Below are 25,085 nucleotides of genomic sequence, written 5' to 3' on the forward strand. Positions count from 1 at the left end.
GTCGCCCGCTCAGCGCTTCACGCGACCCCCGCGGAAATGCGCAGGGTCGTCCTCGGCCATCGCGAGCGCGATCTTGCGCACGTGCGCGTGGTCGACGTCGCCCATGGCTGCGAGATCGTAGAACCCGACCTCGGTGAGCTCGCCGTCGGCCGGATGCGGGTCACCGGAGATCCACGAGCAGCGGAAGACCAAATCGAGGTAATCGACCTGATCCCCGTTGGCGTAGGTCACGCGCGGCAGCTGCTGCACGAGGGCCAGCCGGTCCACCTGCACGACGATGCCGGCCTCTTCGAGGCACTCGCGCACCGCGGCATCCGCCGGCTCCTCGCCCGGTTCGACGATCCCTGCGATCGCCTGCCACTCGCCGTTGTCGGCGCGCTTGCCGAGCAGGACCTTCTCATCGCGGAAGACGATCGCCGTCGTGCCGACGAGTGAGAGGGGATCGGTGCCGATGCGCTCGCGAAGCGCGAGGACGAAGTCAGGAGTTGCCATGCCGTTCAGCGTATAAGGCGGCTGGTAGGAAGAAAGCGTGAACCGGATCCGCGCACAGAGGCAATACCGGGTGTGAGCACAGGCAGCGAGATCATCGAACGATCGATCGACGAACCCGAGGCCTTCTCGGGCATCTTCGAGCGGCACGTCCGGCCAGTCGGCGGGTACATCCGTCGCCGCGTGGGCGCGGACGCCGTGGACGACGCCCTCAGCGAGACGTTTCTCGTGGCGTTCCGGCGGCGCACGTCGTTCGACCGCAGCACCGGATCGGCGCTGCCGTGGCTCCTCGGCATCGCGACGCGGATCGTGAAGCGGCACCGTGCCGACGAGGCGCGTCAGTGGCGCTCGTTCGAGGCGGCGTCCGGGGCTGCCACGGTCGCCGAGGGCGGGCACGGCGCCGCCGATGACCGGATGGATGCGGATGCTGCGCTGCGCGCGCTGGCTCCGCGGATCGCCGCGCTGTCGGCGAAGGATCGCGACACGCTGCTGCTGTACGCCTGGGCGGATCTGACCTACGAGCAGATCGCGCTCGCCCTGGACGTGCCCGTCGGCACGGTGCGATCGCGCCTGAACCGCGTTCGTCGAAAGCTCGCACCCCCGGGATCGCACTCCGCGGCCCGACTGACCTGGATGGCGAAGGAGGAGAGCGATGTCGCTTATGGAACAGGTGCGTGAGCTGGGCGCTGATCAGACGGTGGTCGAGGAACGGACAGTCGCGGCGGCGCGGGGCGCTCTGCGCGGCGAGATCGCGCGCAGCGCCCCGCCCGGTCGCCGTCGACGGATGCCGAGATGGGCGGGCATCGGCATCGGCGGGCTCGTCGCGGGCACTGCGGTGACTGCGATCGTCGTGGGGTCGGTGCTGGCACCGGCCACGGCGCCGAGTGCGTCCGCAGCCCAGGTGCTGGAGTCTGCCGCCGAGACAACCCTCAAGGCGGCCGTGCTCGATCCGGCGCCCGGGCAGTACATCAGGATCCAGGAGGTGTCGACGCAGAAGCTCGGCTGGAAGCCTGATTCGACCGCTCCCGACGGCGGCGTTCTGGACAGCACGCGACAGGAGACCGAACTGACTCTTCAGATCTCGCGGTCGCTGTATGTTCCTGCTGATCGTTCAGACGACTGGATCGAGGACTATGCCGAGTCGAAGAAGGTGCTCGCTGCATCCGGACCTGACGTGCAGGCAGCTACCCGCGTTGCCCTCGAGCCGGACCGTCTCGGCGTCCAGGTGTATGAGGGTGGGCTGTACCGCGAGCCGGACGCCGTCGATCCGGACGCACAGTTTCATCGGAACGCACTTGAGTGCTATTACGACCGGATGCCCAGAGACCCGGCAGAGCTCGTGACTTGGCTCGAGGACAACCAGGACGCGCCGCAATCGACCTGCGCTCCGCCGCGACTGGGGGAGCCGATCGAATTCAACCTCGCGCCCGCGGAGCTTCGTGCGGCGATGTTCAAAGCGTTGGCCAGAGTCGATGGTGCACGCGTCGAGCGCGTCGATGGGGACATCACGACGATCGCGTTCCCGGAGGGCGGGGAGAGCACCTGGATGCAGACCGTCGACGTCGACACCTCTCAGGGGCTCATCGTCGGTCGCGGCGGCCCGGACGACGATCTCTGGTCCAGCCGCGTCTTCGTCACGGTCATCGATGAGATCCCGGCCTCAGTCCGGAGGCCGTGACCACGCCACCCGATTCCTCAGCGGCCCCCGCACCGGCCTCCGGTGTCGGGGCCGCCTCGTAGACTCGAGGACATGGCATCCGACTCCTTCGTGCATCTGCATGTCCACAGCGAATACTCGATGCTGGACGGAGCCGCGAAGCTCGCGTCGATGACCAAGGCCGCCGCCGACTACGAGATGCCGGCGATCGCCGTCACCGACCACGGGAACACCTTCGCCGCCTTCGAGTTCTACAACGCGGCCAGATCCGCCGGGGTCAAGCCGATCATCGGTCTCGAGGCCTACGTCACGCCCGGAACTCACCGCAGCGACCGCTCGCGCGTCGCGTGGGGATCACCCGACCAGAAGAGCGATGACGTCTCGGGCTCCGGCGCCTACACCCACACGACGATGTGGAGCGAGACCACCGCGGGCATGCACAACCTGTTCCGGCTGAGCTCGCTCTCCAGCATCGAGGGCTATTACTTCAAGCCGCGCATGGATCGCGAGTTGCTGCAGACCTACGGCAAGGGGCTCATCGCCACGACCGGATGCCCGTCGGGCGAGATCCAGACCCGCCTGCGACTGGGGCAGTACGACGCGGCGCGCGCGGCCGCAGCCGAGTTCCAGGACATCTTCGGCAAGGAGAACTACTTCGCCGAGATCATGGATCACGGCTTGTCTATCGAGAGACGGGTCATCAGCGATCTGCTGCGGCTGTCGAAGGACCTGAACATTCCGCTGGTCGCCACGAACGACTCGCACTACACCCATCAGCACGAGGCCGATGCCCACGAGGCGCTGCTGTGCGTGCAGTCCGGCTCGACCATGGACGACCCGAACCGATTCAAGTTCGACGGCGACGGCTACTACATCAAGACCGCGCAGGAGATGCGCCAGCTGTTCCGCGACCACCCTGAGGCGTGCGACAACACGCTGCTTATCGCCGAGCGCTGCAACGTCGAGTTCGACACCTCCGCCAACTACATGCCGCGCTTCCCGGTGCCTGAGGGCGAGACCGAGGACAGCTGGCTGGTCAAGGAGGTCGAGGCAGGGCTGCACTACCGCTACCCGAACGGCATCCCCGACAAGGTGCGCAAGCAGGCCGAGTACGAGACCGGGATCATCCTGCAGATGGGCTTCCCCGGGTACTTCCTGGTCGTCGCGGACTTCATCAACTGGGCCAAGGACAACGGCATCCGGGTCGGTCCGGGGCGCGGTTCCGGCGCTGGGTCGATGGTGGCGTACGCCATGAAGATCACCGACCTCGACCCGCTCGAGCACGGACTCATCTTCGAGCGCTTCCTCAACCCCGATCGCGTCTCGATGCCCGACTTCGACGTCGACTTCGACGACCGGCGCCGTGGCGAGGTGATCGAGTACGTCACCGAGAAGTACGGCTCCGAGCGCGTCGCGCAGATCGTCACCTACGGCACGATCAAGTCCAAGCAGGCGCTGAAGGACGCCGGGCGCGTCCTGGGCTTCCCGTTCAGCATGGGAGACCGGCTGACCAAGGCCATGCCGCCGGCCGTGATGGGCAAGGACATGCCGCTCAGCGGCATGTACGACAGCGCCCATCCGCGGTACAAGGAGGCCAGCGAGTTCCGCGCGCTGATCGATACGGACCCGGAGGCGAAGACGGTCTTCGACCGAGCACTCGGACTCGAAGGCCTGAAGCGGCAGTGGGGTGTGCACGCAGCGGGCGTGATCATGTCGTCCGAGCCGCTGCTCGACATCATCCCCATCATGAAGCGCGAGCAGGACGGCCAGATCGTCACGCAGTTCGACTACCCGTCCTGTGAGTCGCTCGGCCTGATCAAGATGGACTTCCTGGGGCTGCGAAACCTCACGATCATCTCGGACGCGCTCGACAACATCCGGACGAACCGCGGTCAGGAGCTCGACCTCGAGCACCTGGAACTCGACGACCGGGGGGTGTACGACCTGCTCGCCCGCGGCGACACGCTCGGCGTCTTCCAGCTCGACAGCCCGCCGCTGCGCTCATTGATGCGTCTGATGAAACCAGACAACTTCGGCGACATCTCGGCACTGATCGCCCTGTACCGCCCGGGCCCGATGGGGGCGAACTCGCACACCAACTACGCGCTGCGCAAGAACGGCCAGCAGCCGATCACGCCGATCCACCCCGAACTGGAAGAACCGCTTGCCGAGATCCTGGAAGAGTCTTACGGACTGATCATCTACCAGGAGCAGGTCATGGCGATCGCTCAGAAGGTCGCCGGCTTCAGTCTCGGCCAAGCCGACATCCTGCGACGCGCGATGGGCAAGAAGAAGAAGTCCGAGCTCGACAAGCAGTACGAGGGCTTCTCGGGAGGCATGAAGGAGCGCGGCTACGGTGAAGGCGCGGTCAAGGCGCTGTGGGACATCCTGCTGCCCTTCTCGGACTACGCGTTCAACAAAGCGCACTCCGCCGCCTATGGCATGGTCTCGTACTGGACGGCCTACCTGAAGGCCCACTACCCGGCCGAGTACATGGCGGCCCTCCTCACCAGCGTCGGCGACTCCAAGGACAAGATGGCGCTGTACCTGAACGAGTGCCGCCGGATGGGCATCCGGGTGCTGCCGCCGGATGTCTCGGAGTCGATCAACTTCTTCGCCGCAGTCGGCGAGGACGTCCGCTTCGGCCTCGGAGCGGTGCGCAACGTCGGCAGCAACGTCGTCGACGGCATCATCGCCGCCCGCGAGGACGACAAGTTCACGTCGTTCCACGACTTCCTGACCAAGGTGCCGCTGCACGTGGCCAACAAGCGCACCGTGGAGTCGCTCATCAAGGCAGGCGCCTTCGACTCGATGGGTGACACGCGACGTGCGCTGATGGAGATCCATGAGGATGCCGTCGAGGCGTCGGTGGATCGCAAGCGCAACGAGGCACAGGGCGCCATCGGATTCGACTTCGACAGCCTCTACGACGGGACGGAGGAGGCGCCGCCGGCGAAGGTTCCCGATCGTCCGGAGTGGATCAAGAAGGACAAGCTCGCCTTCGAGCGAGAGATGCTGGGGCTGTACGTCTCCGACCACCCCCTCGCCGGGCTCGAGGTGCCGCTGGCGAAGCACGCCTCGATCTCGATCAACGATCTGCTGACCTCCGAGGATCTTCAGGACGGCGATCAGGTCACCGTCGCCGGGCTCGTGACGAGTGTGCAGCATCGTGTGGCGAAGGCCAGCGGCAACCCCTACGGCATGATCACCGTCGAGGACTTCAACGGCGAGGTGACGGTCATGTTCATGGGCAAGACCTACACCGAGTTCCAGCACACGCTGCAGCAGGATGCCATCCTGGCTGTGCGCGGGCGCGTCTCTCGGCGCGATGACGGGCTGAACCTCCATGCGCAGTCGACGTTCGCTCCCGACGTGGGCTCCTTCGACGCCTCAGGGCCGCTGGCGCTTCTGGTGGCGGAGCAGCGCGCCACCGAGCGCGTGATGAACGAGCTCGCCGAGGTGCTGCGGCGCCACGCCGGTGAGACGGAGGTGCTGCTGAGGGTGCATCGCGGCGGCTCCGCGAAGGTCTTCGAGGTGCCGATGCCGGTCAGGGTCTCAGCGGACCTGTTCGGTGATCTGAAATCGCTGCTGGGGCCCACCTGCCTCGGCTGATCGGCACGAGGAGAGGCGTCCCACGGATTACTCGGGCCGGATCGGTAGGATCGTGACTCGCGCGATCTGACCGTGACGACGACATGACAGCGACGAAAGGACCCGCTCGATGAGCTTCGACAACGCGAACGCCACCCCCGGTGAGCAGCCGCACACCGACGTCCCGGATGCCGGTCGCATCGATCGCGAACTCGGCTGGCTCGGGAGCGCCGGTGCGAAGCCGTCGCCGTTCGGCTCCGCCGGTGTTTCGTCGAACGAGACCTCGGATGCCCCGGCATCCGCGCCATCGGTGTTCGACGCAGCCGACGATGCGGTGTTCTACGAGGATCAGGTTCAGCCCGAGACCGGCATCCTCGGGTTCACACTCCGCGAGCTCGTGATCGTGGGGGCATGGCTCGTCGCGTTCATCGTGTCCTTCTTCCCCGTCGGCGTCGTGGGCGGCTCGATCTGGACGAGCGGAATCGGCTGGATCCTCCCGGTCGGCGTGCCGACGGCCGCCACCTTCCTCGTCGTCCTCCGCAGATTCTCGCCGGAGGGCATCCGCCGGGTGGGCTCGCTCGGCATCGACCAGTTCGCCTCCGTCGCGGCCGCAGTGGCTGCTGTCAGCTGGGCGCAGGTGCTCTGGTCGCAGACCGCAGCCACCATCGAGACGGGGATGTTCCTGATCACGTGGGTGACGATCGTCTCGTTGCTGGCGACGCTGGTGCTCGTCGCCGCGACAGTGGCGGCCCCGCTGATCCCTCGTCTGCGCGACGACTTCGAGGGGCGCATGGAGACGCTCGCGCACCGCAACGCGAATCCGGTGCGACCCGTCATCGCGCGGCCGCGCCCCGCCCGACCCGCCCCGGATCGCGGCGCCGTCGCGGATCCCGCTGCGGATGCCGAAACGGCAGGCGCTGCGGATGCCGAAGCGGGTGCCGATGCGAGCGCGCCCAGGGCCGAGGCGGTCGATTCTGCCGACGACGCTCGCGCGATGCCGATCGTCGAGTCGGACCTTCCCGCTGTGACCGGCGAGGTGCAGGCGGGGGCGGAGCCCGATGCCGCGGGCGCCGCACCGGAGAAGGATCACCACACCGATCCGGTCGGCGTGCTCGAGGAGATCTTCGCGGACGACAGCGACGCCACCACTCGACTCCCCGTCGTGGGTGAGCAGCCTCACGCCCCGGATGACGACCCCGACCGGACACGGCCGCGGCATGACATCGCTCCGCAGCCGTTCTGGATTCTCGCGATGACCGAGCGCGACGTGCTGGACGAGCACGGCCAGCCGCTGTTCCGCATCGGACCGCACGCGTGGACGCTGGTCATCGAGGACCGCGGCGGCGCATACGTCGTCCGCCATGAGGACGGACGCATCGGCTATCTCCACGACATCACCGACATCACGAAGGGCTGAGTGCGTGCGCACCATCGATCTCCGCGGGCAGAGCCCCGCACCGGCTGACATGCTGGCCGCAGTGCCGCGGGCCACTCAGGCACGCGCCGAGGCGCTCGAGACCGCCGCGCGCATCGTCGATGCCGTGCGCACGCAGGGCGAGGCCGCACTGCGCGAGCAGGCCGAGAAGTTCGACCGAGTCAGCGACCACGCCATCCGCGTGCCCGTTGAGCACATCGACGAGGCCGCGGCATCCGTTGATCCGGATGTCCGCGCCGCCCTCGTCGAGGCGATCGAGCGCGTTCGCCGTGGATCGGAGGCGCAGGTGCCGGCGGGGCAGACCACCGAGATCGGTCCCGGTGCGCGCATCACCCAGCGCTGGCAGCCGGTCACACGCGCGGGTGTCTACATCCCGGGCGGCAAGGCCCCCCTGGCATCCAGCGTCGTCATGAACGTCGTCCCCGCCCAGGTCGCCGGCGTCACCGCCATCGCGCTGGCCTCGCCGCCGCAGGCCGCGCACGGCGGCCGGGTGCACCCGACCATTCTGGCGGCCGCGGCGCTGCTGGACATCGACGAGGTGTACGCCATCGGCGGCGCCGGAGCGATCGGCGCCCTCGCATACGGCGTCGCCGAGATCTGCCTCGACCCGGTGGACGTCGTCACCGGCCCCGGGAACAACTACGTCGCCTCGGCGAAGCGCGCCGTCGCCGGTGTCGTCGGCACCGACTCCGAGGCCGGCGCCACCGAGATCCTCATCGTCGCCGACGCCGCGGCCGATCCGGTGCTCATCGCCGCCGATCTGATCAGCCAGGCGGAGCACGACGAGCAGGCATCCGCCGTGCTCGTCACCGATGCGCCTGAACTCGCCGAGCGCGTGGCTGCCGAGGTCGCTGCCCGTGCGGAGTCCACGACGCACGCCGAGCGCGTCGCGACGGCCCTCGCCGGTCCGCAGTCCGCGATCGTGCTGGTCGATGACCGTTCGATGGCCGAGGCCTTCAGCAACGCCTACGCGCCCGAGCACCTGGAACTGCATCTCGAAGACGCGGCTGAGGCCGCGGAGCGCTTCACGAGCGCTGGTGCCGTGTTCGTCGGAGATCAGACGCCGGTCAGCCTCGGCGACTACATGGCCGGCAGCAATCACGTGCTGCCCACCGGAGGACAGGCGCGCTACGCGCCCGGACTCGGCGCATACACGTTCCTGCGCCCGCAGCAGGTCATCGAGTACGACCGCGACGCACTCGCGCGAGTGCGCGCCGGGGTGGTCTCCCTCTCGGCCGCCGAGGTGCTGCCGGCGCACGGCGACGCCGTCGAAGCGCGCTTCCGGCCGACTCCCGGCTCGCTCTGAGGCGAACGGGTACGCTGAGGGATCATGCATTGCCCTTTCTGCCGTCACCCTGACTCACGCGTCATCGATTCGCGCACGAGCGACGACGGACTGTCGATCCGTCGCCGCAGGCAGTGCCCTGAATGCGGAGGACGCTTCTCGACGACGGAGACGGCGAGCCTCATGGTGATCAAGCGCTCCGGCGTGCTGGAGTCGTTCAGCCGCGAGAAGGTCATCTCCGGCGTCCGCAAGGCGTGCCAGGGACGGCCCGTGACTGAGGCCGATCTCGCCGTGCTCGCGCAGAAGGTGGAAGAGGCCGTGCGTCAGACCGGCGTCTCGCAGCTCGACACCAACGAGATCGGGCTGGCGATCCTGGGACCGCTGCGCGAACTGGACGAAGTCGCCTACCTGCGTTTCGCGAGCGTCTATCAGGAGTTCGACTCGCTCGAGGACTTCGAGCAGGCCATCGGCGACCTCCGGGCGGATCACGCCGCGGCGGAAGCGGAACGCGCCGACCGGTAGCCTGGCAGTGATGTACTCACTGCTCTTTCGCCACGTCCTGACGCGCTTCGATCCCGAGTTCGCGCACCACGCCGCCATGGCAGTCATCCGCGTCCTCGGCGTCCGGCCGCTCTCCTGGGCGGTGCGTCCGCTGACCGCGGCCCGTCCGGAGCAGCAGGTGCATGCGCTCGGACTCACGTTCCCCTCGCCATTCGGCGTCGCCGCCGGATTCGACAAGAACGCCGTCGGCGTGCGTGGTCTGGATGCACTCGGATTCGGTCACGTCGAGATCGGCACGATCACCGCGATCGCCCAGGAGGGCAATCCGAAGCCGCGGCTGTTCCGCCTCGTACCCGATCGCGCCGTCATCAACCGGATGGGCTTCAACAACGACGGTGCGGATGCCGCGGCCCGACGCCTCGAGGCGCTGCGACGTCGCGCGCCCCGCGCGGTGATCGGCGTCAACATCGGCAAGAGCCGTGTGGTCGCCGTCGAGGACGCGATCGGCGATTACGTCTCGTCTGCGACGAGGCTCGCTCCGCTCGCCGATTACCTCGCGGTGAACGTGTCATCGCCGAACACCCCCGGTCTTCGCGGCCTGCAGGCGGTCGAGACGCTCGCTCCGCTGCTGCGAGCGGTGAAGGATGCAGCAGGTGCGACGCCCCTGCTGGTGAAGATCGCCCCGGACCTGCCGGATGAGGAGATCGCCGCGATCGCCCGCCTCGCCGTGGACGAGGGACTGGCCGGCATCATCGCGCACAACACCACCATCAGCCGCGATGGCCTGCGCACCGACCCGGCCGTCGTCGATGCTGCGGGCGCAGGTGGTCTGTCCGGCGCACCGTTGAAGGATCGCTCGCTGGAGGTTCTCGCCGTCGTGCGATCGGCCGTTCCGGCCGACTTCTGCGTGATCGCCGTCGGGGGAGTGGAAGACGCTGAGGACGTGCAGCTGCGTCTCGATGCCGGTGCGACCCTCGTGCAGGGCTACACCGGGTTCCTCTACCGCGGCCCGCTGTGGGCGCGTCAGATCAACCGCGGTCTGTCGCGGCAGAGCCTCACTCGGGGTACTGGCCGCGCTTGATCTGCGGCTTGGGCAGACGCATGAAGCGCATCTGCAGCGCGCGCATCGCCGCGTACCAGCCCAGACCCTTCTCGCGGCGCTCCGCGCCGAACTTGGCGTCGATCTTGCGCTTGACGCGGAAGTTCAGCAGCACCATGTCGCCGATGGTCAGGAGCATGTAACCCCACAGGGCGACCATGGCCCACAGCTGCACCGAGGGGATCGGCACCAGGTTGAGCAGGATGACCAGCAGCATGGCGGCCATCAGCCACTCCGAGATGTGCCATCCGGCATCCACGTAGTCCCGCACCCAGCGGCGCTGGGGACCCTTGTCGCGGGCGGGAAGGTACTTGTCCTCGCCATTCTCCATGCCCACACGGGCGCGCTCGCGACGAGCCTGAAGATCGGCCTTCGCGGCGGCGCGGGCCTCCTTCGTGTTGGCGACGAGCGGGCGGCGGTTCGCGGCCTCGCGCTCGGCGCGAGTCGGCGTCGCGCGTCCCTTGCCCACGGCGGGCGTCTGGGAGGCGTCGTCGTTGGCTGCGGGGGTGTGGTTGGACACGTTCGACCTCAGTTCGGATTCGGGTTCACCCTTAAGATTACTCGCATGACCTCGTCAGCATCGTCGGCACTGTCCGCATCCGAATCCGCCGTCGTCGAGGCGGTCGCCCTCGGCATCCCCGCGGCGCTGTCCGATCTGGGCCGGCTGGTCCGCATACCCGGCATCGCGTGGCCGGCCTTCGACCAGACGCAGTTGGAGCGCAGTGCGGATGCCATCGCCGAGCTCGCCCGCGACACCGGCGTCTTCGACGAGGTGCGGGTGCTGCGCGCGCACGTCGACGACACCGACGAATTCGGCCAGCCCGCCGTGCTCGCCACGCGCGCTGCACGCGGCGGACGGCCCACGATCCTGCTCTATGCGCACCACGACGTGCAGCCTCCTGGCGACGACGAGCTCTGGTCGACGCCACCGTTCGAGCCGACTGTGCGCGACGGACGCATGTACGGGCGAGGCGCAGCCGATGACAAGGCGGGCGTGATGGCGCACATCGCCGCGCTGCGCGCGGTCGCGGAGGTGCTCGGCGACGACTTCGACCTCGGCGTCGCGCTGTTCATCGAGGGGGAGGAGGAGTACGGCTCCCGCTCGTTCGCCCGGTTCCTGCGCGACAACGCGGATGCGCTGCGCGCGGATGCCATCGTCGTCGCCGACTCCGGCAACCTCGACTCCCGTACTCCGGGGCTCACCGTGTCGCTGCGCGGCAACGCCCGCTTCACGCTCACGGTGCGCACGCTGGAGCACGCTTCGCACTCCGGCATGTTCGGCGGAGCCGTTCCGGATGCCATGATGGCGACCGTCACACTCCTGGCCACCCTGTGGGACTCGGACGGCGCCGTGGCGGTGGAGGGCATGATCTCTCGCGAAGGACAGACGCCGGACTACAGCGAGCAGACGCTGCGCGAGGAGACCGGCCTGCTCGAAGGCACGTCGCCCATCGGGCGCGACGACATCCTCGGCCGGATCTGGAACAAGCCCGCAATCACCATCACAGGCATCGACGCGACCAGCGTCGCACAGGCGTCCAACACCCTGCTGCCCGAGGTCAGCGTCGTCATCAGCGCACGCGTCGCGCCTGGGCAGAGCGCCGCCGACGCCTATGCGGCGCTGGAGGCACACCTCCGAGCGCACGCGCCATTCGGCTCCGAGCTGACCTTCGCCGATGTCGATCTCGGCGACGGGTTCCTCGTCGACACCTCGGGCTGGGCCGTGGAGATGACCCGCGGCGCGATGGCGGACGGCTACGGTGCTGACCCCGTCGATCTCGGTGTCGGCGGATCCATCCCGTTCATCGCGGATCTCGTCCGCGAGTTCCCCGGCGCGCAGATCCTCGTCACCGGCGTCGAGGATCCGCACTCGCGCGCGCACAGCCCGAACGAGTCGCTGCACCTCGAGACGTTCCGCAACGCCGTGCGCACCGAGGCGCTGCTGCTCGCCCGCATGAACGGTCGCGACGCAGCATCCTGAGGCCATCGCCGCGCGCGCAGGATCTGCCCCCGCGCGCGCGACCGGCGGTAGGATCGAGCATGAGCAGCAGTCCGTGCTGCACGTGCAAGGAGTTGAGATGAGCGACACCACCCTGACCCCGGAGAAGACCGCCGCGCACGGCGTGTCCCTGACCGCCGCCGCCGCGCAGAAGGTGAAGAGCCTGCTCGAGCAGGAGGGACGCGACGACCTGCGTCTGCGCGTCGCCGTCCAGCCCGGAGGCTGCTCCGGCCTGATCTACCAGCTCTACTTCGACGAGCGCTTCCTCGAGGGCGACGAGACCGTCGACTTCGACGGTGTCGAGGTCATCATCGACAACATGAGCGTCCCCTACCTCGACGGCGCGTCGATCGACTTCAAGGACACGATCTCGGAGCAGGGCTTCACGATCGACAATCCCCAGGCTGCGGGCAGTTGCGCATGCGGAGACAGCTTCCACTGAGCCCGGCCAACCTGCGTGGTTGGCATGAATCAGGTGTGAGGTTGCCCTAGACTTGAGTTTGCTCCTGTCCGAGATCTGAAAGGTGCATCGTGCCCTCGAAACGCCGCCTTCGTTGGGCCGCACTCCCGTTGGGAGTCGCGGCAGCTGTGGTTCTGGCGGGATGTACTCCCACCGAACTTCATGGGTTCCTTCCGGGCTTCGTAGAAGACGGCACGGCCGCCACGAACCAGACCGAGCGAGTCGCCGGCCTCTGGGTCACGTCGTGGCTGGTGCTTCTCGTCGTCGGCCTCATCACGTGGGGTCTGATGGGCTGGGCGGTCGTCATGTACCGCCGGCGCAAGGGCCAGACCGGACTGCCGGTCCAGCTTCGCTACAACATGCCGATCGAGATCCTCTACACGGTGATCCCGCTGATCCTCGTGCTCGGCATGTTCTTCTTCACGGCGCGTGACCAGACGTCCATCGAGACCCAGTGGGACGACCCCGACGTCGAGATCACCGCGATCGCCAAGCAGTGGGCGTGGGACTTCCAGTACGACGGCGAAGAGGAGGACAACTCCGACGCCGTCTGGACGATGGGCGTCCAGGCTCACCCCGACGAGCAGGGCGACATCGACCGCGAGAAGCTCCCGACGCTTGTGCTGCCCGTCGACCAGGACGTCACGATCCACCTGCAGTCGCGCGACGTCATCCACTCGTTCTGGATCATCGACTTCCTTTACAAGAAGGACATGTACATCGGCAAGGACAACACCTGGTCCTTCACGCCGACCCGCGTGGGCGAGTACGACGGCAAGTGCGCCGAGCTCTGCGGCGAGTACCACTCGATGATGCTCTTCAACGTCAAGGTCGTCGAGCAGGACGAGTACGACGCCTACCTCGAGTCCCTCCGCGAGAAGGGCAACACGGGCGACATCAACGACGCCTACGACCGACTCAGCAACCTCCCCGGCACCGGCGCGAGCACGGGTGCCGAGGAAGAGGAGTAAGCCATGACCACCACTGCTGAACCCACCACGACGCAGGGCTCTCGTCCCAACACGATCCCGCCGCGTCAGGCTGCGCTGCTCTCCTCCACCCGCGTGGAGCAGAAGGGCAACATCGTGGTGAAGTGGCTCACGTCCACCGACCACAAGACGATCGGATACATGTATCTGATCGCCTCCGTGCTGTTCTTCCTGCTCGGCGGCGTGATGGCCCTCATCATCCGCGCAGAGCTCTTCGCGCCGGGCATGCAGATCGTGCCCACGAAGGAGCAGTACAACCAGCTGTTCACGATGCACGGCACGATCATGCTGCTGATGTTCGCGACGCCGCTGTTCGCCGGATTCGCCAACGCGATCCTGCCGCTGCAGCTCGGCGCACCGGACGTCGCCTTCCCGCGACTGAACGCGTTCGCCTTCTGGCTGTTCACCTTCGGCTCGATCATGGCCGTGGCCGGATTCCTCACCCCGCAGGGCGCGGCATCGTTCGGATGGTTCGCGTACCAGCCGCTCGCGAACGCCTCGTTCTCGCCGGGTGTCGGCGGCAACCTGTGGATGCTCGGACTCGGCATGTCCGGTTTCGGAACCATCCTCGGTGCGGTCAACTTCATCACCACCGTCATCACGATGCGCGCGCCCGGCATGACGATGTGGCGCATGCCGATCTTCTCGTGGAACACGCTGATCACCAGCCTGCTCATCCTGATGGCGTTCCCTGTGCTCGCCGCCGCGATCCTGGCCGCCGCCGCCGACCGTGTGCTCGGAGCGCACGTCTACGACGTCGCCAACGGAGGCGTGCTGCTGTGGCAGCACCTGTTCTGGTTCTTCGGACACCCTGAGGTCTACATCATCGCGCTGCCGTTCTTCGGCATCGTGTCGGAGATCTTCCCGGTGTTCAGCCGCAAGCCGATCTTCGGCTACAAGACCCTCGTCTACGCGACGATCGCCATCGCGGCCCTGTCGGTGTCGGTGTGGGCCCACCACATGTACGTCACCGGTGGCGTCCTGCTTCCGTTCTTCGCACTGATGACGATGCTCATCGCAGTGCCGACCGGCGTGAAGATCTTCAACTGGATCGGCACGATGTGGCGCGGATCGATCACGTTCGAGACGCCCATGGTGTTCTCGCTCGGATTCCTCGTGTCGTTCGTCTTCGGTGGGCTGACCGGTGTGATCCTCGCGGCGCCGCCGCTGGACTTCCACATCAGTGACACGTACTTCGTGGTCGCCCACTTCCACTACGTGGTGTTCGGCACGGTCGTGTTCGCGATGTTCGCCGGCTTCTACTTCTGGTGGCCGAAGTGGACCGGACGGATGCTCAACGAGCGTCTCGGCTACATCCACTTCTGGATGCTGTTCATCGGGTTCCACATGACGTTCCTCGTCCAGCACTGGCTGGGAGTGGACGGCATGCCGCGCCGCTACGCGGACTACGCGAGCTATGACAATTGGGAGTGGGGCAACCAGGTCTCGACCATCGGCGCCGTCCTGCTCGGTGCTTCGATGCTGCCGTTCTTCCTGAACGTCTGGATCACGGCGCGCAAGGCGCCGAAGGTCACCGTCGACGACCCGTGGGGCTACGGCTCGTCGCTCGAGTGGGCGACCAGCTGCCCGCCGCCGCGTCACAACTTCACGTCGATCCCGCGCATCCGCAGCGAGCGGCCCGCATTCGATCTGAACCACCCCGAGGCCGCGGAGCACCCGGTGGCAGCACCGAGCCACGCCGCAGCAGGAGAGGCCAAGTAAGCCATGCGCAGCAATATCGTCCTCTGGTGGATCATCACCGTCTTCTTCGCCGTCGTGGCGGTGATCTACACGGGATGGAGCCTGACAGACCCGTTCCACGGGTACGTCGAGTGGGTCGGCACCGTCGCACTGCTTTTCGTCGCCTTCATGGGCGCCATGATCGCCATCTACCTGCGCAAGACCTACCGCGCGCAGGGTGGCGAGCTGCCTGAGGACGTGCTCACGGCCGACATCGATGACGGTGATCCCGAGCTGGGCGAGTTCAGCCCGTGGTCGTGGTGGCCCATCGTTCTGGCCGGCTCGGCGATGGTCTTCCTCACGGGACTGGCGGTCGGTCACTTCCTGCTCCCGATCGGTGTCGCGCTGTTCGTCGTGGCGATCGTCGGCTGGGTGTACGAGTACTACCGCGGGCACTTCGCCCGCTGATCACACAGAGTTCGAGGACCCCTGCAGCACTCGCTGCAGGGGTCCTTTTCTGCGTAAAGACAGAAGGGTTCGTCAGGCGCGACTGCGGATGCGGGGGATACCGGTCAGCGGATCGACGGGTCGACGGTGCGCGCCGTCATAGTCTTCGACCGGGTAGCCTTCGCGCACCCAGTACTCGAAGCCCCCGATCAGCTCACGCACCGAGTAGCCGAGCTTCGCGAACTCCAGGGCACCCTTGGCGCCAGCGTTGCATCCGGGGCTCCAGCAGTAGACCACGACCTCGCTGTCCGCAGGGATCTCCTGAGGGGCGCGCTCTGCGATCTCGCTGTAGCGCATGTGCACGGCGCCCGGAACACGTCCCTGCGCCCACGCCTCGTCGGAGCGCACATCGATGACCACGACTTCGGTGCCGGACCGTCGAGCGGCGTACAGGTCGCTGGCATCCGTTTCGTAGGCGAGCTTTGCGGCGAAGAAGTCCTGGCGATCGATCATGCGTTCAGGCTACTCTCGCGTGCGGTGGCCCCGAGCCGAATGTGTCTGGTGTCGCTATTCGCCCGCGTGCGCTTCGAACAGCGTGAGTGCGTCTGCGGTGTTGATCGCGACGGTTTCGGCTGTGTCGTAGCCGGCGATCGCGAGCGTGGCGCTTTGGGGAAGCGCACCAGGCACGACCTCGCCGTCCGGACCGCACAGCTCATACGCCGGAGCAAGCGGATAGATCTGGTTCTCCCAGATCGAGTCGAGCTCGACATTGCCGAGAGGGCGAGCGCAGCGCACGACCGACCAGATCGTGCGGCCGGTCTCGCGATCCAGTCGCACGGTTCGTCCGCGGTTGAGAGCACGGACGACCTCCTGCGGACTGGAGAGATCGAGATCCTCGATCTCTGGAAACCCATGCCGAGCAGGAGCGCTCCGTCTGCCGACCGATCGTGCCAAGCCCATCCGCCGCCGGTGCCGCTGCCCTCACCGAGCACCTCCTCGTATGGACGCGACCACATCATCTCCCCGTGCTCCCCATAGCGCAGCTGTCCCTCATCACTGATCGACACGCGTCGGGTGAGCGAGAATCCACCGTCGATGTATCCGGAGTCCATGCCCGACAGCTCTGCGAGCTCGGGTGCGGCGGTCGAGTATTCGTACACCCGATCGTTTGCATTGTCGGTCTCGGGCCGCAGAATGCCTTCCAGGCAGAAGCGATCCGAGTCGCTGCCGCACACCGAGGGGCGATATGTCCAGGCACCGACACCTGCCAGCCGTCTGACGCCTTGAGGGCGGCCACACGATGAGCGACGCCCCGAGGGTTGCGCCCGGGAAGCGTGTTGCGACGCCACAGCTGCGTACCGCTCTCGATGTCCCAGGCGACGATCGCTTCAGTGCCCGAGCCGGCCGCGACGTAGGCGAGCACCACATCACCGGCGATCACCGGTTCGCTGAGCAGCTCGGATTGCACGGTCCATACGGCTTCGTGAGTCGTCTGCCAATCGTCCCGGGGTGCGACAGCGCACGCGCTGAGCACAGCGAGCGCGGCCAGCAGCACAGTGACGGCAGCAAGCGGGCGATGAGCGCCAGGGCGAGAAGAGGAGAGCACGCGACGACTCTAATGAAGGCGGAAGGAGGCCGGAGATGGCTGTGGATAACCCGCTCGGCGCGGAACGCAGAAGGTCCCGTCCGAGATGGACGGGACCTTCTGCGTGGGGGAGGGGCGGTGTTACTCGCCGTCCTCCGACTTCTTCCTGCGCGGCTTCTTGACCGGCTCCTGGGCGATCACCGAGCTCGGGGTGTTCGGCGTCTCTTCGATGGCCGGGTCGGCCGGGGCGATCTGCTCGTCCGAGGTGACACCTGCACGCTCGTGCGCACCGGCGATCTCCTGGGCCTCGATCTCCTCGTTGTGCGCCAGCGTGTGGTGCTGGTGCGCATCGGCCTCTTCGATCTGAGCCTGGGTCAGCGGCAGCAGGCGGTCCTCGTAGAACCAGCGCGACAGCGACGAGCGCAGGTTCTGGTGCCACGGGATGCGTCCCTTGGCGTTCGGACGCACGACGAGCGGCTCGTAGACCTCGTAGTCGATCAGCTTCCAGCGGTCGTACACATCGACCGGCTGGTGCACCTCGACGAACTCGCCACCGGGAAGACGCACGATGCGACCGGACTCGTATCCGTGCAGCACAATCTCGCGGTCCTTCTTCTGCAGCGCGATGCAGATGCGCTTGGTGATGAAGTAACCGAGCACGGGACCGACGAACAGCAGCGCCTGGAGGGCGTGGATGACGCCTTCCATCGTGAGCATGAAGTGGGTCGCGATGAGGTCGGACGATGCCGCGGCCCACAGCACGGCGTAGAAGATGACGCCGGCTGCGCCGATCGCGGTGCGGGTCGGGGCGTTGCGGGGACGGTCCGCGATGTGGTGCTCGCGCTTGTCGCCGGTGATCCACGCCTCGATGAACGGGTACAGGGCGACGACGACGATGAACAGTCCGAGGACAGCCACCGGGATGAGGATTCCGAACGACCAGGTGCGGTCGAGGAACACGACGTCCAGGTGCGGCGGCGCCAGGCGCAGCGCGCCGTCGGCGAAGCCGATGTACCAGTCGGGCTGCGTTCCTGCGGAGATCGGGGACGGGTCGTAGGGGCCGTAATCCCAGAAGGGCAGGATCTGGAAGAACGAGGCGATCAGCACGATCACACCGAAGACGATGAAGAAGAATCCACCCATCTTCGACATGTACACCGGCATCATCGGGTAGCCGACGACGTTGTCGTTCGTGCGGCCGGGGCCCGCGAACTGGGTGTGCTTGTTGATCACCATCAGCATCAGGTGCACGACCAGCAGACCGATCAGGATCAGCGGCAGCAGCAGGATGTGCAGCGTGTACAGGCGGCCGACGATGTCGGTGCCGGGGAACTCGCCGCCGAAGAGCAGGAACGAGGTCCAGGTGCCGATCAGCGGGATGCCCTTGATCATGCCGTCGATGATGCGCAGGCCGTTGCCCGAGAGCAGGTCGTCCGGAAGGGAGTATCCCGTGAAGCCCTCGGCGAGAGCGAGGATGAACAGCACGTAGCCGATCACCCAGTTGAGCTCGCGCGGCTTGCGGAAGGCGCCGGTGAAGAACACGCGGAGCATGTGGATGCCGATTCCGGCGATGAACACCAGCGCAGCCCAGTGGTGGATCTGGCGAACCAGAAGACCACCGCGGACATCCCACGAGATGTTCAGAGCCGACTCGAACGCGGCCGACATCTCCACGCCGCGCATCGGGGCGTAGGCACCGGTGTAGTGCGTGGGAACCATCGACGCCTGGAAGAAGAACGTGAGGAACGTTCCGGACAGGAACACCGCCACGAAACTCCACAGCGCGATCTCACCCAGCATGAACGACCAGTGGTCGGGGAAGATCTTGCGGCCGAGCTCCTTGACGAGGCCCGACAGGCTGGTGCGCTCGTCGATGTAGTTCGCCGTCGCTCCGATGAAGCGTCCGCCGAGTGGCTTCTGCTTGGTTTCCTCTTTAAGAGTTGCGGTGCTCAATGACGCTCCCAGAAGCTCGGGCCGACGGGTTCGGTGAAGTCGCTCTGCGCGATGAGGTAGCCCTCATCGTCGACGGCGATGGGCAGCTGCGGCAGCGGACGAGCTGCCGGGCCGAAGATGACCTTCGCGTGGTCGGTGACGTCGAACTGCGACTGGTGGCAGGGGCAGAGCAGGTGGTGCGTCTGCTGCTCGTAGAGTGCGACGGGGCAGCCGACGTGCGTGCAGACCTTGGAGTAGGCGACGATGCCGTCGTACGACCACGTCTTGCGCTCTTCCGACTCGATCAGCTGCTCGGGACGCAGGCGCATCAGGAGCACGATGGCCTTGGCCTTCTCCTCGAGGTAACCGTCGCTGTGACCGAGCTCCTTGATCGGCTCGGGGATCACGTGGAAGGCCGAGCCGAGCGTGACGTCGGCTGCGCGGATCGGCGTGCCCTCGGGGTCACGGGCAAGGCGCATGCCCTCCTTCCACATGGTGTGGCTCAGGAGTGCGACGGGCTCGCCGGCGATCGGGTTCTCCGGGGTGTTGTGCGGTGCGAGACCGCGGAAGAGCGTGATGCCGGGAACGACGGATGCCACGACGGCGACGATCAGCGAGTTGCGGATCATCTTGCGGCGACCGAAGCCCGAGTCCTGGTCGGCGTCCGCGAAGGCCTGCACAGATGCCTCACGCGTTGCGTCACGGCCACGGGTGGGGTGGCGGTGCTCGATGTATTCCTTGTCGGACATCAGCGCCTTGGACCAGTGGATGGCTCCGAGGCCGATGGCCAGCAGCGCCAGCGCGATGCCGATGCCGATGTACATGTTGTTCTGCCGGATGTCGATCGGCATGCCGCTCTCGATCGGGAACAGCATGTACGCGGCCACTGCCCAGATGCTTCCTGCCAGCGACAGGTAGAAGAGGGTGTAGACGGTGCGCTCCGCCGTCTTCTCGACGCGCGGGTCCTTGTCGGTCATCCGCTCGCGATGCGGTGGCAGACCCGGATTCTCCGCAGGATCGCTGACTGCGACGCCCAGCCCCGGTGAGGGCTGGTAGGCCCTTTCAAGAGCCTGCGTGTCGTCGTCGTGTGCCATGGTGCTCCTCGTACGTAACTCTTCGATGAAAGTGCGTCAGTTGGACTTCGCCGTGATCCACACGGTGAGGGCGACCAGCGCGCCGATTCCGAAGATCCAGATGAACAGGCCCTCTGAGACGGGACCCAGCGATCCGAGCGTGAAGCCGCCGATCTGCACCGTCTCCTGCTGCCAGACGAGGGCGGCGATGATGTCGCGCTTGTCCTCGGTGCTCAGGTTCATGTCGCCGAAGACCGGCATGTTCTGCGGGCCGGTGACCATGGCGGCGTACATGTGCAGAGCACTCGTCGACGTCAGCGCCGGAGCGTACTTGCCCTCGGTCAGGGCGCCACCGGCGGCGGCGACGTTGTGGCACATCGCGCAGTTGATGCGGAACAGCTCCGCGCCGTGCGCGAGGCTGACCTCGTCCTGCGCGTTGTCAGGGTTGGTCTCGCCGCTGGTCACCCAGTCCTCGGGGTAGCCGGGGCCGGGCGCCACCGACTGCACGTAGGCGGCCATCGCTCGGATCTGCGCCTCGGTGAACTGCGCGGGCTTCTGCGGAGCCTGCGGTCCCTGCATCTGCAGCGGCATGCGACCGGTGGCCAGCTGGAACTCCACCGACAGCTCGCCGACGCCGATGAGGCTGGGGCCCTCGGGGGAGCCCTCGAGGTTCAAGCCATGACAGGTGGCGCAGTTGGCGGTGAACAGCTTCTGGCCGTCCTCGACGGTCAGCTCAGCCGTCGCGGCGGACTGCGTGTCGGTGGTCGACGCCATCGCTGCCGAGGCGCCGGCGTACGCGCCGCCCGTGAGCAGCAGACCGGCACCGATCAGTGCGGCTGCGGCGAGGGGACTGCGACGACCGCGCGAGCGGTGCTTCTTCTCTCGTGCCATTTCGAAAAATCGCTCCGCTCTTATTTCAGGAAGTAGATGACGAAGAACAGAGCCACCCAGACGACGTCGACGAAGTGCCAGTAGTAAGACACGACGATCGAGGAGGTCGCCTCCTTGTGGCCGAAGTTCTTCACGGCGTACGCGCGGCCGATGACCAGTACGAAGGCGATGAGCCCGCCGGTGACGTGCAGTGCGTGGAAGCCGGTGGTGATGTAGAACGCCGATGCGTAGGAGTCCGCGGAGATCGGCAGACCCTCTGCGACGAGCTGGGCGTACTCCCAGACCTGACCGCTGACGAAGATCGCGCCGAGGATGAACGTGAGCCAGAACCACTCGACCATGCCCCAGCCGAACAGGCGGCGGCGACCGAGCGGGTTCACCTGGCCCTTGGGGATGCGATAGGGCTGCAGGTCCTCTGCTGCGAAGACGCCCATCTGGCAGGTGAACGACGACGCGACGAGGATCGCGGTGTTCACTGCGGCGAACGTCACGTTCAGCAGTTCGGTGCGGTCGGCCCACAGCTCGGGGGAGGTGCTGCGGAGGGTGAAGTAGATCGCGAAGAGTCCCGCGAAGAACATCACCTCGCTGCCGAGCCACACGATGGTGCCGACAGCGACCGGATTGGGGCGCTTGATGGTTCTTGCCGCCGGGGCATACGTCGCTGAGGTGGTCACCTGACCATTATGGCCGATTCCGCGCGCCGATTCTCGCACCGGCGGCACCCGTTTCGCTGTTCCCGCACTTAGGGGAACCTAAGAAGCACCTGCGAATCTGCCTGGATCGCCTGTGAATCTCCCAGGTGGCACGCCGCTCCCGCGCGCAAAGGGCATCCGCCTGGCTCGTCATCTCGAAACAGCATCTTTCTTCGCGCCATTAGGATCGCTGTCATGCCCGACTCCCTCACCTGGCCCGATCTGCTCGCCACTCTGCTGGAGCGACGTGATCTCAGCGTCTGGGAATCCACGTGGGCGATGCGCCAGGTGATGAACGGGAAGGTCTCCGACGCTCAGCTGGCCGGCTTCCTCGTCGCGCTGCGGGCGAAAGGCGAGACGATCGACGAGGTCGTCGGCTTCCGCGATGCCATCCTCGAGGCAGCGGTGCCGCTGCCGGTCTCCTCGGACGTGCTGGACATCGTCGGCACGGGAGGTGACCGCATCGGGACCGTCAACGTCTCCACCACCGCGGCGATCATCATCGGCGCGACAGGCATTCCGGTCGTCAAGCACGGCAATCGCGCGGCAAGCTCGTCCTCCGGTTCGTCGGATGTGCTCGCCGCGCTCGGCCTCGACATCTCCCTCGATCCGGAGCGCGTGGCGGCGGTCCTCGATCGCACCGGCATCACCTTCGCGTGGGCGGCGGCCTTCCACCCGGGTTTCAAGCATGCCGGTGCCGCGCGGTCGGAACTGGCCGTTCCGACGGTGTTCAACATGCTCGGCCCGCTCTGCAACCCGGCGCGTGCCGAGGCGAACGCGGTCGGCGTCGCACAGCTCGACCGCGTGCCGCTGATCGCCGGCGTCTTCCGCACGCGCGGAGCGACCGCGCTGGTGTTCCGCGGCGACGACGGACTCGATGAGCTGACCACCACCGGCCACAGCCGCATCTGGGAGGTCGCGCGCGGCGACATCCATGAGCACGATCTCGACCCTCGCGACCTCGGCATCCCGATCGCGGACCTGTCCGACCTGCTAGGCGGTCCTCCAGAGCACAATGCGCGCATCCTGCGTCAGACGCTCGCCGGCGACAAGGGCGCCGTGCGCGACATCGTGCTCCTGAACGCGGCCGCAGGCATCGTCGCCTTCGAGCTCTCGCACGATTCGACCCTCACGCAGGTGCCGATCGTCGACCGCCTCCGCGATGCGTACGCGCGGGCATCCGAAGCCGTCGACGACGGCCGCGCGGCCACCAAGCTCGATGCGTGGGTGCGCGCGACGCAGGAGCCGCTCCCGGCCTGACCGGAGGTCGTCATGGATGCCGCCGCAGCTCTGCTCGAGATCGCCTCGCTTCTGGAGCGGGAGCGGGCGTCGCGCTATCGCGCGAAGGCATTCCGTCAGGCGGCGGCCGTGGTGGAAGGGCTGTCCGAGGAGATCCTGCAGGATCCGACGCGCCTTCGTGCGCAGAAGGGCATCGGCGCGTCGACGTTCGAGGTCATCCGACAGGCCCAGCAGGGCGAAGTGCCGGAGTATCTCGTCGAGCTGCGCGGTGACGTGGAGCCCGAGCGCATGTCTGCGCTGCGCGCGCGGCTGCGCGGCGACCTGCACAGTCACACGGACTGGTCGGACGGCACGACCCCGATCGAGACGATGGCGGCAGCGGCCCGTGCGCTCGGTCACGAGTACCTCGCGATCACGGATCACTCGCCGCGACTGCGCGTCGCACGCGGGCTGTCGGCGGAGCGGCTGCGTGAGCAGATCCCGCTCGTGCGCCGGCAGTCGGACGATCCGCTGACCGTGCTCGCCGGCATCGAGGTCGACATCCTCGAGGACGGCGCGCTCGATCAGACACCGGAGCTGCTCGCGCAGCTCGACATCGTCGTGGCATCCGTCCATTCCAAGCTGCGCATGGACGCCGGCCCCATGACGCGTCGGATGCTGGCTGCGGTCCGCAACCCCCACGTCGACGTGCTCGGCCACTGCACCGGTCGTCTCGTGCAGGGCGAGCGCGGCACGCGGCCCCCGTCGGAGTTCGACGCACGGGCGGTGTTCGCAGCCTGCGCCGAGCACGGCGTCGCCGTCGAGATCAACTCGCGTCCCGAGCGTCAGGATCCGCCCGATGAGCTGATCGCGATCGCGATGGACGAGGGGTGCCTCTTCGCCATCGACTCCGACGCTCATGCGCCCGGGCAGCTCTCGCTGCTGGATCACGGCGCCGAGCGGGCCGAGACAGCAGGGGTGCCTGCGGAGCGCATCGTGACCACGTGGGGGATCGACCGGCTGCGTGCCTGGGCGGGCGGCTGACCCGTCAGCGTCAGCCGGCCGAGGCGACTGCGGTGAGCGCGCGTGTCATCGACGTGCCGAGATTCCACCTCTCCGCGAGGTCGTGCGCAGCATCCGACTCCGTCTCGTCGCGCGCGCGCAGCACGGTCCCGGGGGCTGAGATGTCGAGGTCGGTCGCGACGCGCACGACGGTCGGGGCGACGTCGAGATAATCGGATGCCGCGGCGAAGCGAGCCGATGCAGCAGCCGTGAGCCGCCCGTCCGCGGCGGCCGCGCGGATGGCATCGAGATCGCCGTGCGCCTGCAGTAGTGTCGCGGCGCTCTTCTCGCCGACGCCCTTGACCCCGGGCAGGCCGTCCGAGACGTCCCCGCGCATCGTCGCGAAGTCGACGTACTGCGAGGGGAGCACTCCGTACCTGCTCACGATGGACGCATCCGTGACGATCTCGAGGTTGCTCATGCCGCGGGCGGTGTAGATCAGGCGCACGCCGCGAGCGTCGTCGACCAGCTGGAACAGGTCTCGGTCGCCGGTGACGATATCCACCGGCATCGTCGATCGGGTGGCCAGTGTGCCGATCACGTCGTCGGCCTCGTGCTCGGCGACGCCGATGATCGGGATGCCGATCGCACCGAGCGCCTCGCGAATCAGCGGGATCTGCTGCTCCAGCGGATCTGGCACCTCTTCGACATCGGGACCCGCGGGAACGACCTCGACGACCCGGTGCGCCTTGTAGCTCGGGATCAGGTCGACCCGCCACTGAGGGCGCCAGTCGTCGTCCCAGCACGCGATCACCTGAGTCGGCTGATACAGCGTGATCAGCTTCGCGACGATGTCGAGTAGTCCGCGCACCGCGTTCACCGAAGAGCCGTCCGGGGCCTTCACCTTGTCAGGGACGCCGAAGAATGCCCGGAAGTACAGCGAGGCGGTGTCGAGAAGCATCAGTCGGTCCGTCACGGGATCAGCCTAGAACAGGGGGCGCGCGACGCGCCCGGGTTCTGATAATCTGAAGTGTCACTCGTGGCAGGCACCCGCGTGCCC

23 protein-coding genes are annotated in these 25,085 nt (G+C 67.2%); 14 read left to right on the forward strand and 9 right to left on the reverse strand.

What is annotated here, in order from left to right; genetic code table 11:
• Positions 1–9 precede the first annotated feature (9 nt).
• On the reverse strand, positions 10–492 hold the full coding sequence (locus tag ACQUSX_RS00460) for an NUDIX hydrolase (protein WP_428905015.1): 483 nt from the start codon (positions 490–492) through the stop codon (positions 10–12).
• 72 nt (positions 493–564) lie between these two features.
• On the opposite strand from ACQUSX_RS00460, the gene ACQUSX_RS00465 reads away from it, so the two are divergent.
• From ACQUSX_RS00465 to ACQUSX_RS00495, 7 genes are all read left to right on the forward strand, one after another.
• Positions 565–1,167: an RNA polymerase sigma factor gene (locus ACQUSX_RS00465; RefSeq protein WP_428905016.1), complete on the forward strand. Its 603-nt coding sequence runs from the start codon at positions 565–567 to the stop codon at positions 1,165–1,167.
• Entirely contained in the window at positions 1,142–2,167 is a 1,026-nt protein-coding gene (locus tag ACQUSX_RS00470; protein WP_428905017.1) for a hypothetical protein, read from the forward strand. Before ACQUSX_RS00465 ends, ACQUSX_RS00470 begins: the two co-directional genes overlap by 26 nt.
• Before the next feature lie 72 nt (positions 2,168–2,239).
• Positions 2,240–5,758: a DNA polymerase III subunit alpha gene (gene dnaE, locus ACQUSX_RS00475; RefSeq protein WP_428905018.1), complete on the forward strand. Its 3,519-nt coding sequence runs from the start codon at positions 2,240–2,242 to the stop codon at positions 5,756–5,758.
• 109 nt (positions 5,759–5,867) lie between these two features.
• Positions 5,868–7,154 carry a hypothetical protein gene (locus tag ACQUSX_RS00480; protein ID WP_428905019.1) on the forward strand — a complete coding sequence of 429 codons (1,287 nt, stop codon included), beginning with the start codon at positions 5,868–5,870 and terminating at the stop codon, positions 7,152–7,154.
• 4 nt (positions 7,155–7,158) lie between these two features.
• Entirely contained in the window at positions 7,159–8,478 is a 1,320-nt protein-coding gene (hisD, locus tag ACQUSX_RS00485) for a histidinol dehydrogenase (RefSeq protein ID WP_428905020.1), read from the forward strand.
• Positions 8,479–8,502: 24 nt separating this feature from the next.
• Positions 8,503–8,979, forward strand: a complete 477-nt coding sequence (gene nrdR / locus ACQUSX_RS00490; RefSeq protein ID WP_428905021.1) for a transcriptional regulator NrdR — start codon at positions 8,503–8,505, stop codon at positions 8,977–8,979.
• Positions 8,980–8,989: 10 nt separating this feature from the next.
• Positions 8,990–10,039, forward strand: coding sequence for a quinone-dependent dihydroorotate dehydrogenase (locus ACQUSX_RS00495; protein WP_428905022.1), 1,050 nt, complete (start codon positions 8,990–8,992; stop codon positions 10,037–10,039).
• Here the strand turns inward: ACQUSX_RS00495 and ACQUSX_RS00500 are convergent.
• Positions 10,014–10,577, reverse strand: a complete 564-nt coding sequence (locus tag ACQUSX_RS00500; RefSeq protein ID WP_428905023.1) for a DUF3043 domain-containing protein — start codon at positions 10,575–10,577, stop codon at positions 10,014–10,016. The genes ACQUSX_RS00495 and ACQUSX_RS00500 overlap by 26 nt on opposite strands.
• Positions 10,578–10,622: 45 nt before the next feature.
• Between ACQUSX_RS00500 and ACQUSX_RS00505 the strand changes: the two genes are divergently transcribed.
• From ACQUSX_RS00505 to ACQUSX_RS00525, 5 genes are all read left to right on the forward strand, one after another.
• Positions 10,623–12,038, forward strand: coding sequence for a dipeptidase (locus ACQUSX_RS00505; protein ID WP_428905024.1), 1,416 nt, complete (start codon positions 10,623–10,625; stop codon positions 12,036–12,038).
• A gap of 97 nt (positions 12,039–12,135) precedes the next feature.
• Positions 12,136–12,498, forward strand: a complete 363-nt coding sequence (erpA, locus tag ACQUSX_RS00510; protein WP_428905025.1) for an iron-sulfur cluster insertion protein ErpA — start codon at positions 12,136–12,138, stop codon at positions 12,496–12,498.
• A gap of 89 nt (positions 12,499–12,587) precedes the next feature.
• The gene (gene ctaC / locus ACQUSX_RS00515; protein WP_428905026.1) at positions 12,588–13,487 is read left to right on the forward strand and encodes an aa3-type cytochrome oxidase subunit II; all 900 of its coding nucleotides are present in this window, start codon (positions 12,588–12,590) and stop codon (positions 13,485–13,487) included.
• Positions 13,488–13,490: 3 nt separating this feature from the next.
• Entirely contained in the window at positions 13,491–15,227 is a 1,737-nt protein-coding gene (gene ctaD / locus ACQUSX_RS00520; protein WP_428905027.1) for an aa3-type cytochrome oxidase subunit I, read from the forward strand.
• A gap of 3 nt (positions 15,228–15,230) precedes the next feature.
• Entirely contained in the window at positions 15,231–15,653 is a 423-nt protein-coding gene (locus ACQUSX_RS00525; RefSeq protein ID WP_428905028.1) for a cytochrome c oxidase subunit 4, read from the forward strand.
• Between the two features lie 72 nt (positions 15,654–15,725).
• On the opposite strand, the gene ACQUSX_RS00530 is transcribed toward ACQUSX_RS00525, so the two are convergent.
• The 6 genes from ACQUSX_RS00530 to ctaE form a co-directional block, all read right to left on the reverse strand.
• Positions 15,726–16,145: a rhodanese-like domain-containing protein gene (locus ACQUSX_RS00530; protein ID WP_428905029.1), complete on the reverse strand. Its 420-nt coding sequence runs from the start codon at positions 16,143–16,145 to the stop codon at positions 15,726–15,728.
• 54 nt (positions 16,146–16,199) lie between these two features.
• Positions 16,200–16,469 (reverse strand): hypothetical protein, encoded by a 270-nt coding sequence (locus ACQUSX_RS00535; RefSeq protein WP_428905030.1) that lies wholly within the window; start codon positions 16,467–16,469, stop codon positions 16,200–16,202.
• Between the two features lie 889 nt (positions 16,470–17,358).
• Positions 17,359–19,170, reverse strand: a complete 1,812-nt coding sequence (gene qcrB, locus ACQUSX_RS00540) for a cytochrome bc1 complex cytochrome b subunit (protein WP_428905031.1) — start codon at positions 19,168–19,170, stop codon at positions 17,359–17,361.
• The gene (gene qcrA, locus ACQUSX_RS00545) at positions 19,167–20,243 is read right to left on the reverse strand and encodes a cytochrome bc1 complex Rieske iron-sulfur subunit (protein WP_428905032.1); all 1,077 of its coding nucleotides are present in this window, start codon (positions 20,241–20,243) and stop codon (positions 19,167–19,169) included. The genes qcrB and qcrA overlap by 4 nt, the downstream gene beginning before the upstream one ends.
• Positions 20,244–20,279: 36 nt before the next feature.
• Positions 20,280–21,113, reverse strand: coding sequence for a cytochrome bc1 complex diheme cytochrome c subunit (gene qcrC, locus ACQUSX_RS00550; RefSeq protein WP_428905033.1), 834 nt, complete (start codon positions 21,111–21,113; stop codon positions 20,280–20,282).
• A gap of 20 nt (positions 21,114–21,133) precedes the next feature.
• Positions 21,134–21,787 carry an aa3-type cytochrome oxidase subunit III gene (gene ctaE, locus ACQUSX_RS00555; RefSeq protein ID WP_428905034.1) on the reverse strand — a complete coding sequence of 218 codons (654 nt, stop codon included), beginning with the start codon at positions 21,785–21,787 and terminating at the stop codon, positions 21,134–21,136.
• A 213-nt stretch (positions 21,788–22,000) separates the two neighbouring features.
• Here ctaE and trpD point away from each other — a divergent pair, with 213 nt between their 5' ends.
• Entirely contained in the window at positions 22,001–23,065 is a 1,065-nt protein-coding gene (gene trpD, locus ACQUSX_RS00560; protein ID WP_428905035.1) for an anthranilate phosphoribosyltransferase, read from the forward strand.
• A gap of 12 nt (positions 23,066–23,077) precedes the next feature.
• Positions 23,078–24,067, forward strand: a complete 990-nt coding sequence (locus ACQUSX_RS00565) for a PHP domain-containing protein (RefSeq protein ID WP_428905036.1) — start codon at positions 23,078–23,080, stop codon at positions 24,065–24,067.
• Between the two features lie 10 nt (positions 24,068–24,077).
• Here the strand turns inward: ACQUSX_RS00565 and ACQUSX_RS00570 are convergent, their stop codons facing one another.
• Positions 24,078–25,001 carry a 5'-3' exonuclease gene (locus ACQUSX_RS00570; RefSeq protein WP_428905037.1) on the reverse strand — a complete coding sequence of 308 codons (924 nt, stop codon included), beginning with the start codon at positions 24,999–25,001 and terminating at the stop codon, positions 24,078–24,080.
• Positions 25,002–25,085: the final 84 nt, after the last annotated feature.

It is taken from the genome of Microbacterium alcoholitolerans (genome assembly GCF_050408615.1).
GTDB lineage: Bacteria > Actinomycetota > Actinomycetes > Actinomycetales > Microbacteriaceae > Microbacterium.

Bases quoted from the DNA above. Each gene is read 5' to 3' on its own strand.
- ACQUSX_RS00460 (WP_428905015.1), bottom strand. From the start codon at position 492: ATGGCAACTCCTGACTTCGTCCTCGCGCTTCGCGAGCGCATCGGCACC.
- ACQUSX_RS00470 (WP_428905017.1), top strand. From the start codon at position 1,142: ATGTCGCTTATGGAACAGGTGCGTGAGCTGGGCGCTGATCAGACGGTG.
- dnaE (WP_428905018.1), top strand. From the start codon at position 2,240: ATGGCATCCGACTCCTTCGTGCATCTGCATGTCCACAGCGAATACTCG.
- ACQUSX_RS00480 (WP_428905019.1), top strand. From the start codon at position 5,868: ATGAGCTTCGACAACGCGAACGCCACCCCCGGTGAGCAGCCGCACACC.
- nrdR (WP_428905021.1), top strand. From the start codon at position 8,503: ATGCATTGCCCTTTCTGCCGTCACCCTGACTCACGCGTCATCGATTCG.
- ACQUSX_RS00495 (WP_428905022.1), top strand. From the start codon at position 8,990: ATGTACTCACTGCTCTTTCGCCACGTCCTGACGCGCTTCGATCCCGAG.
- ACQUSX_RS00505 (WP_428905024.1), top strand. From the start codon at position 10,623: ATGACCTCGTCAGCATCGTCGGCACTGTCCGCATCCGAATCCGCCGTC.
- erpA (WP_428905025.1), top strand. From the start codon at position 12,136: ATGAGCGACACCACCCTGACCCCGGAGAAGACCGCCGCGCACGGCGTG.
- ctaD (WP_428905027.1), top strand. From the start codon at position 13,491: ATGACCACCACTGCTGAACCCACCACGACGCAGGGCTCTCGTCCCAAC.
- ACQUSX_RS00525 (WP_428905028.1), top strand. From the start codon at position 15,231: ATGCGCAGCAATATCGTCCTCTGGTGGATCATCACCGTCTTCTTCGCC.
- ACQUSX_RS00530 (WP_428905029.1), bottom strand. From the start codon at position 16,145: ATGATCGATCGCCAGGACTTCTTCGCCGCAAAGCTCGCCTACGAAACG.
- qcrA (WP_428905032.1), bottom strand. From the start codon at position 20,243: ATGGCACACGACGACGACACGCAGGCTCTTGAAAGGGCCTACCAGCCC.
- qcrC (WP_428905033.1), bottom strand. From the start codon at position 21,113: ATGGCACGAGAGAAGAAGCACCGCTCGCGCGGTCGTCGCAGTCCCCTC.
- trpD (WP_428905035.1), top strand. From the start codon at position 22,001: ATGCCCGACTCCCTCACCTGGCCCGATCTGCTCGCCACTCTGCTGGAG.
- ACQUSX_RS00565 (WP_428905036.1), top strand. From the start codon at position 23,078: ATGGATGCCGCCGCAGCTCTGCTCGAGATCGCCTCGCTTCTGGAGCGG.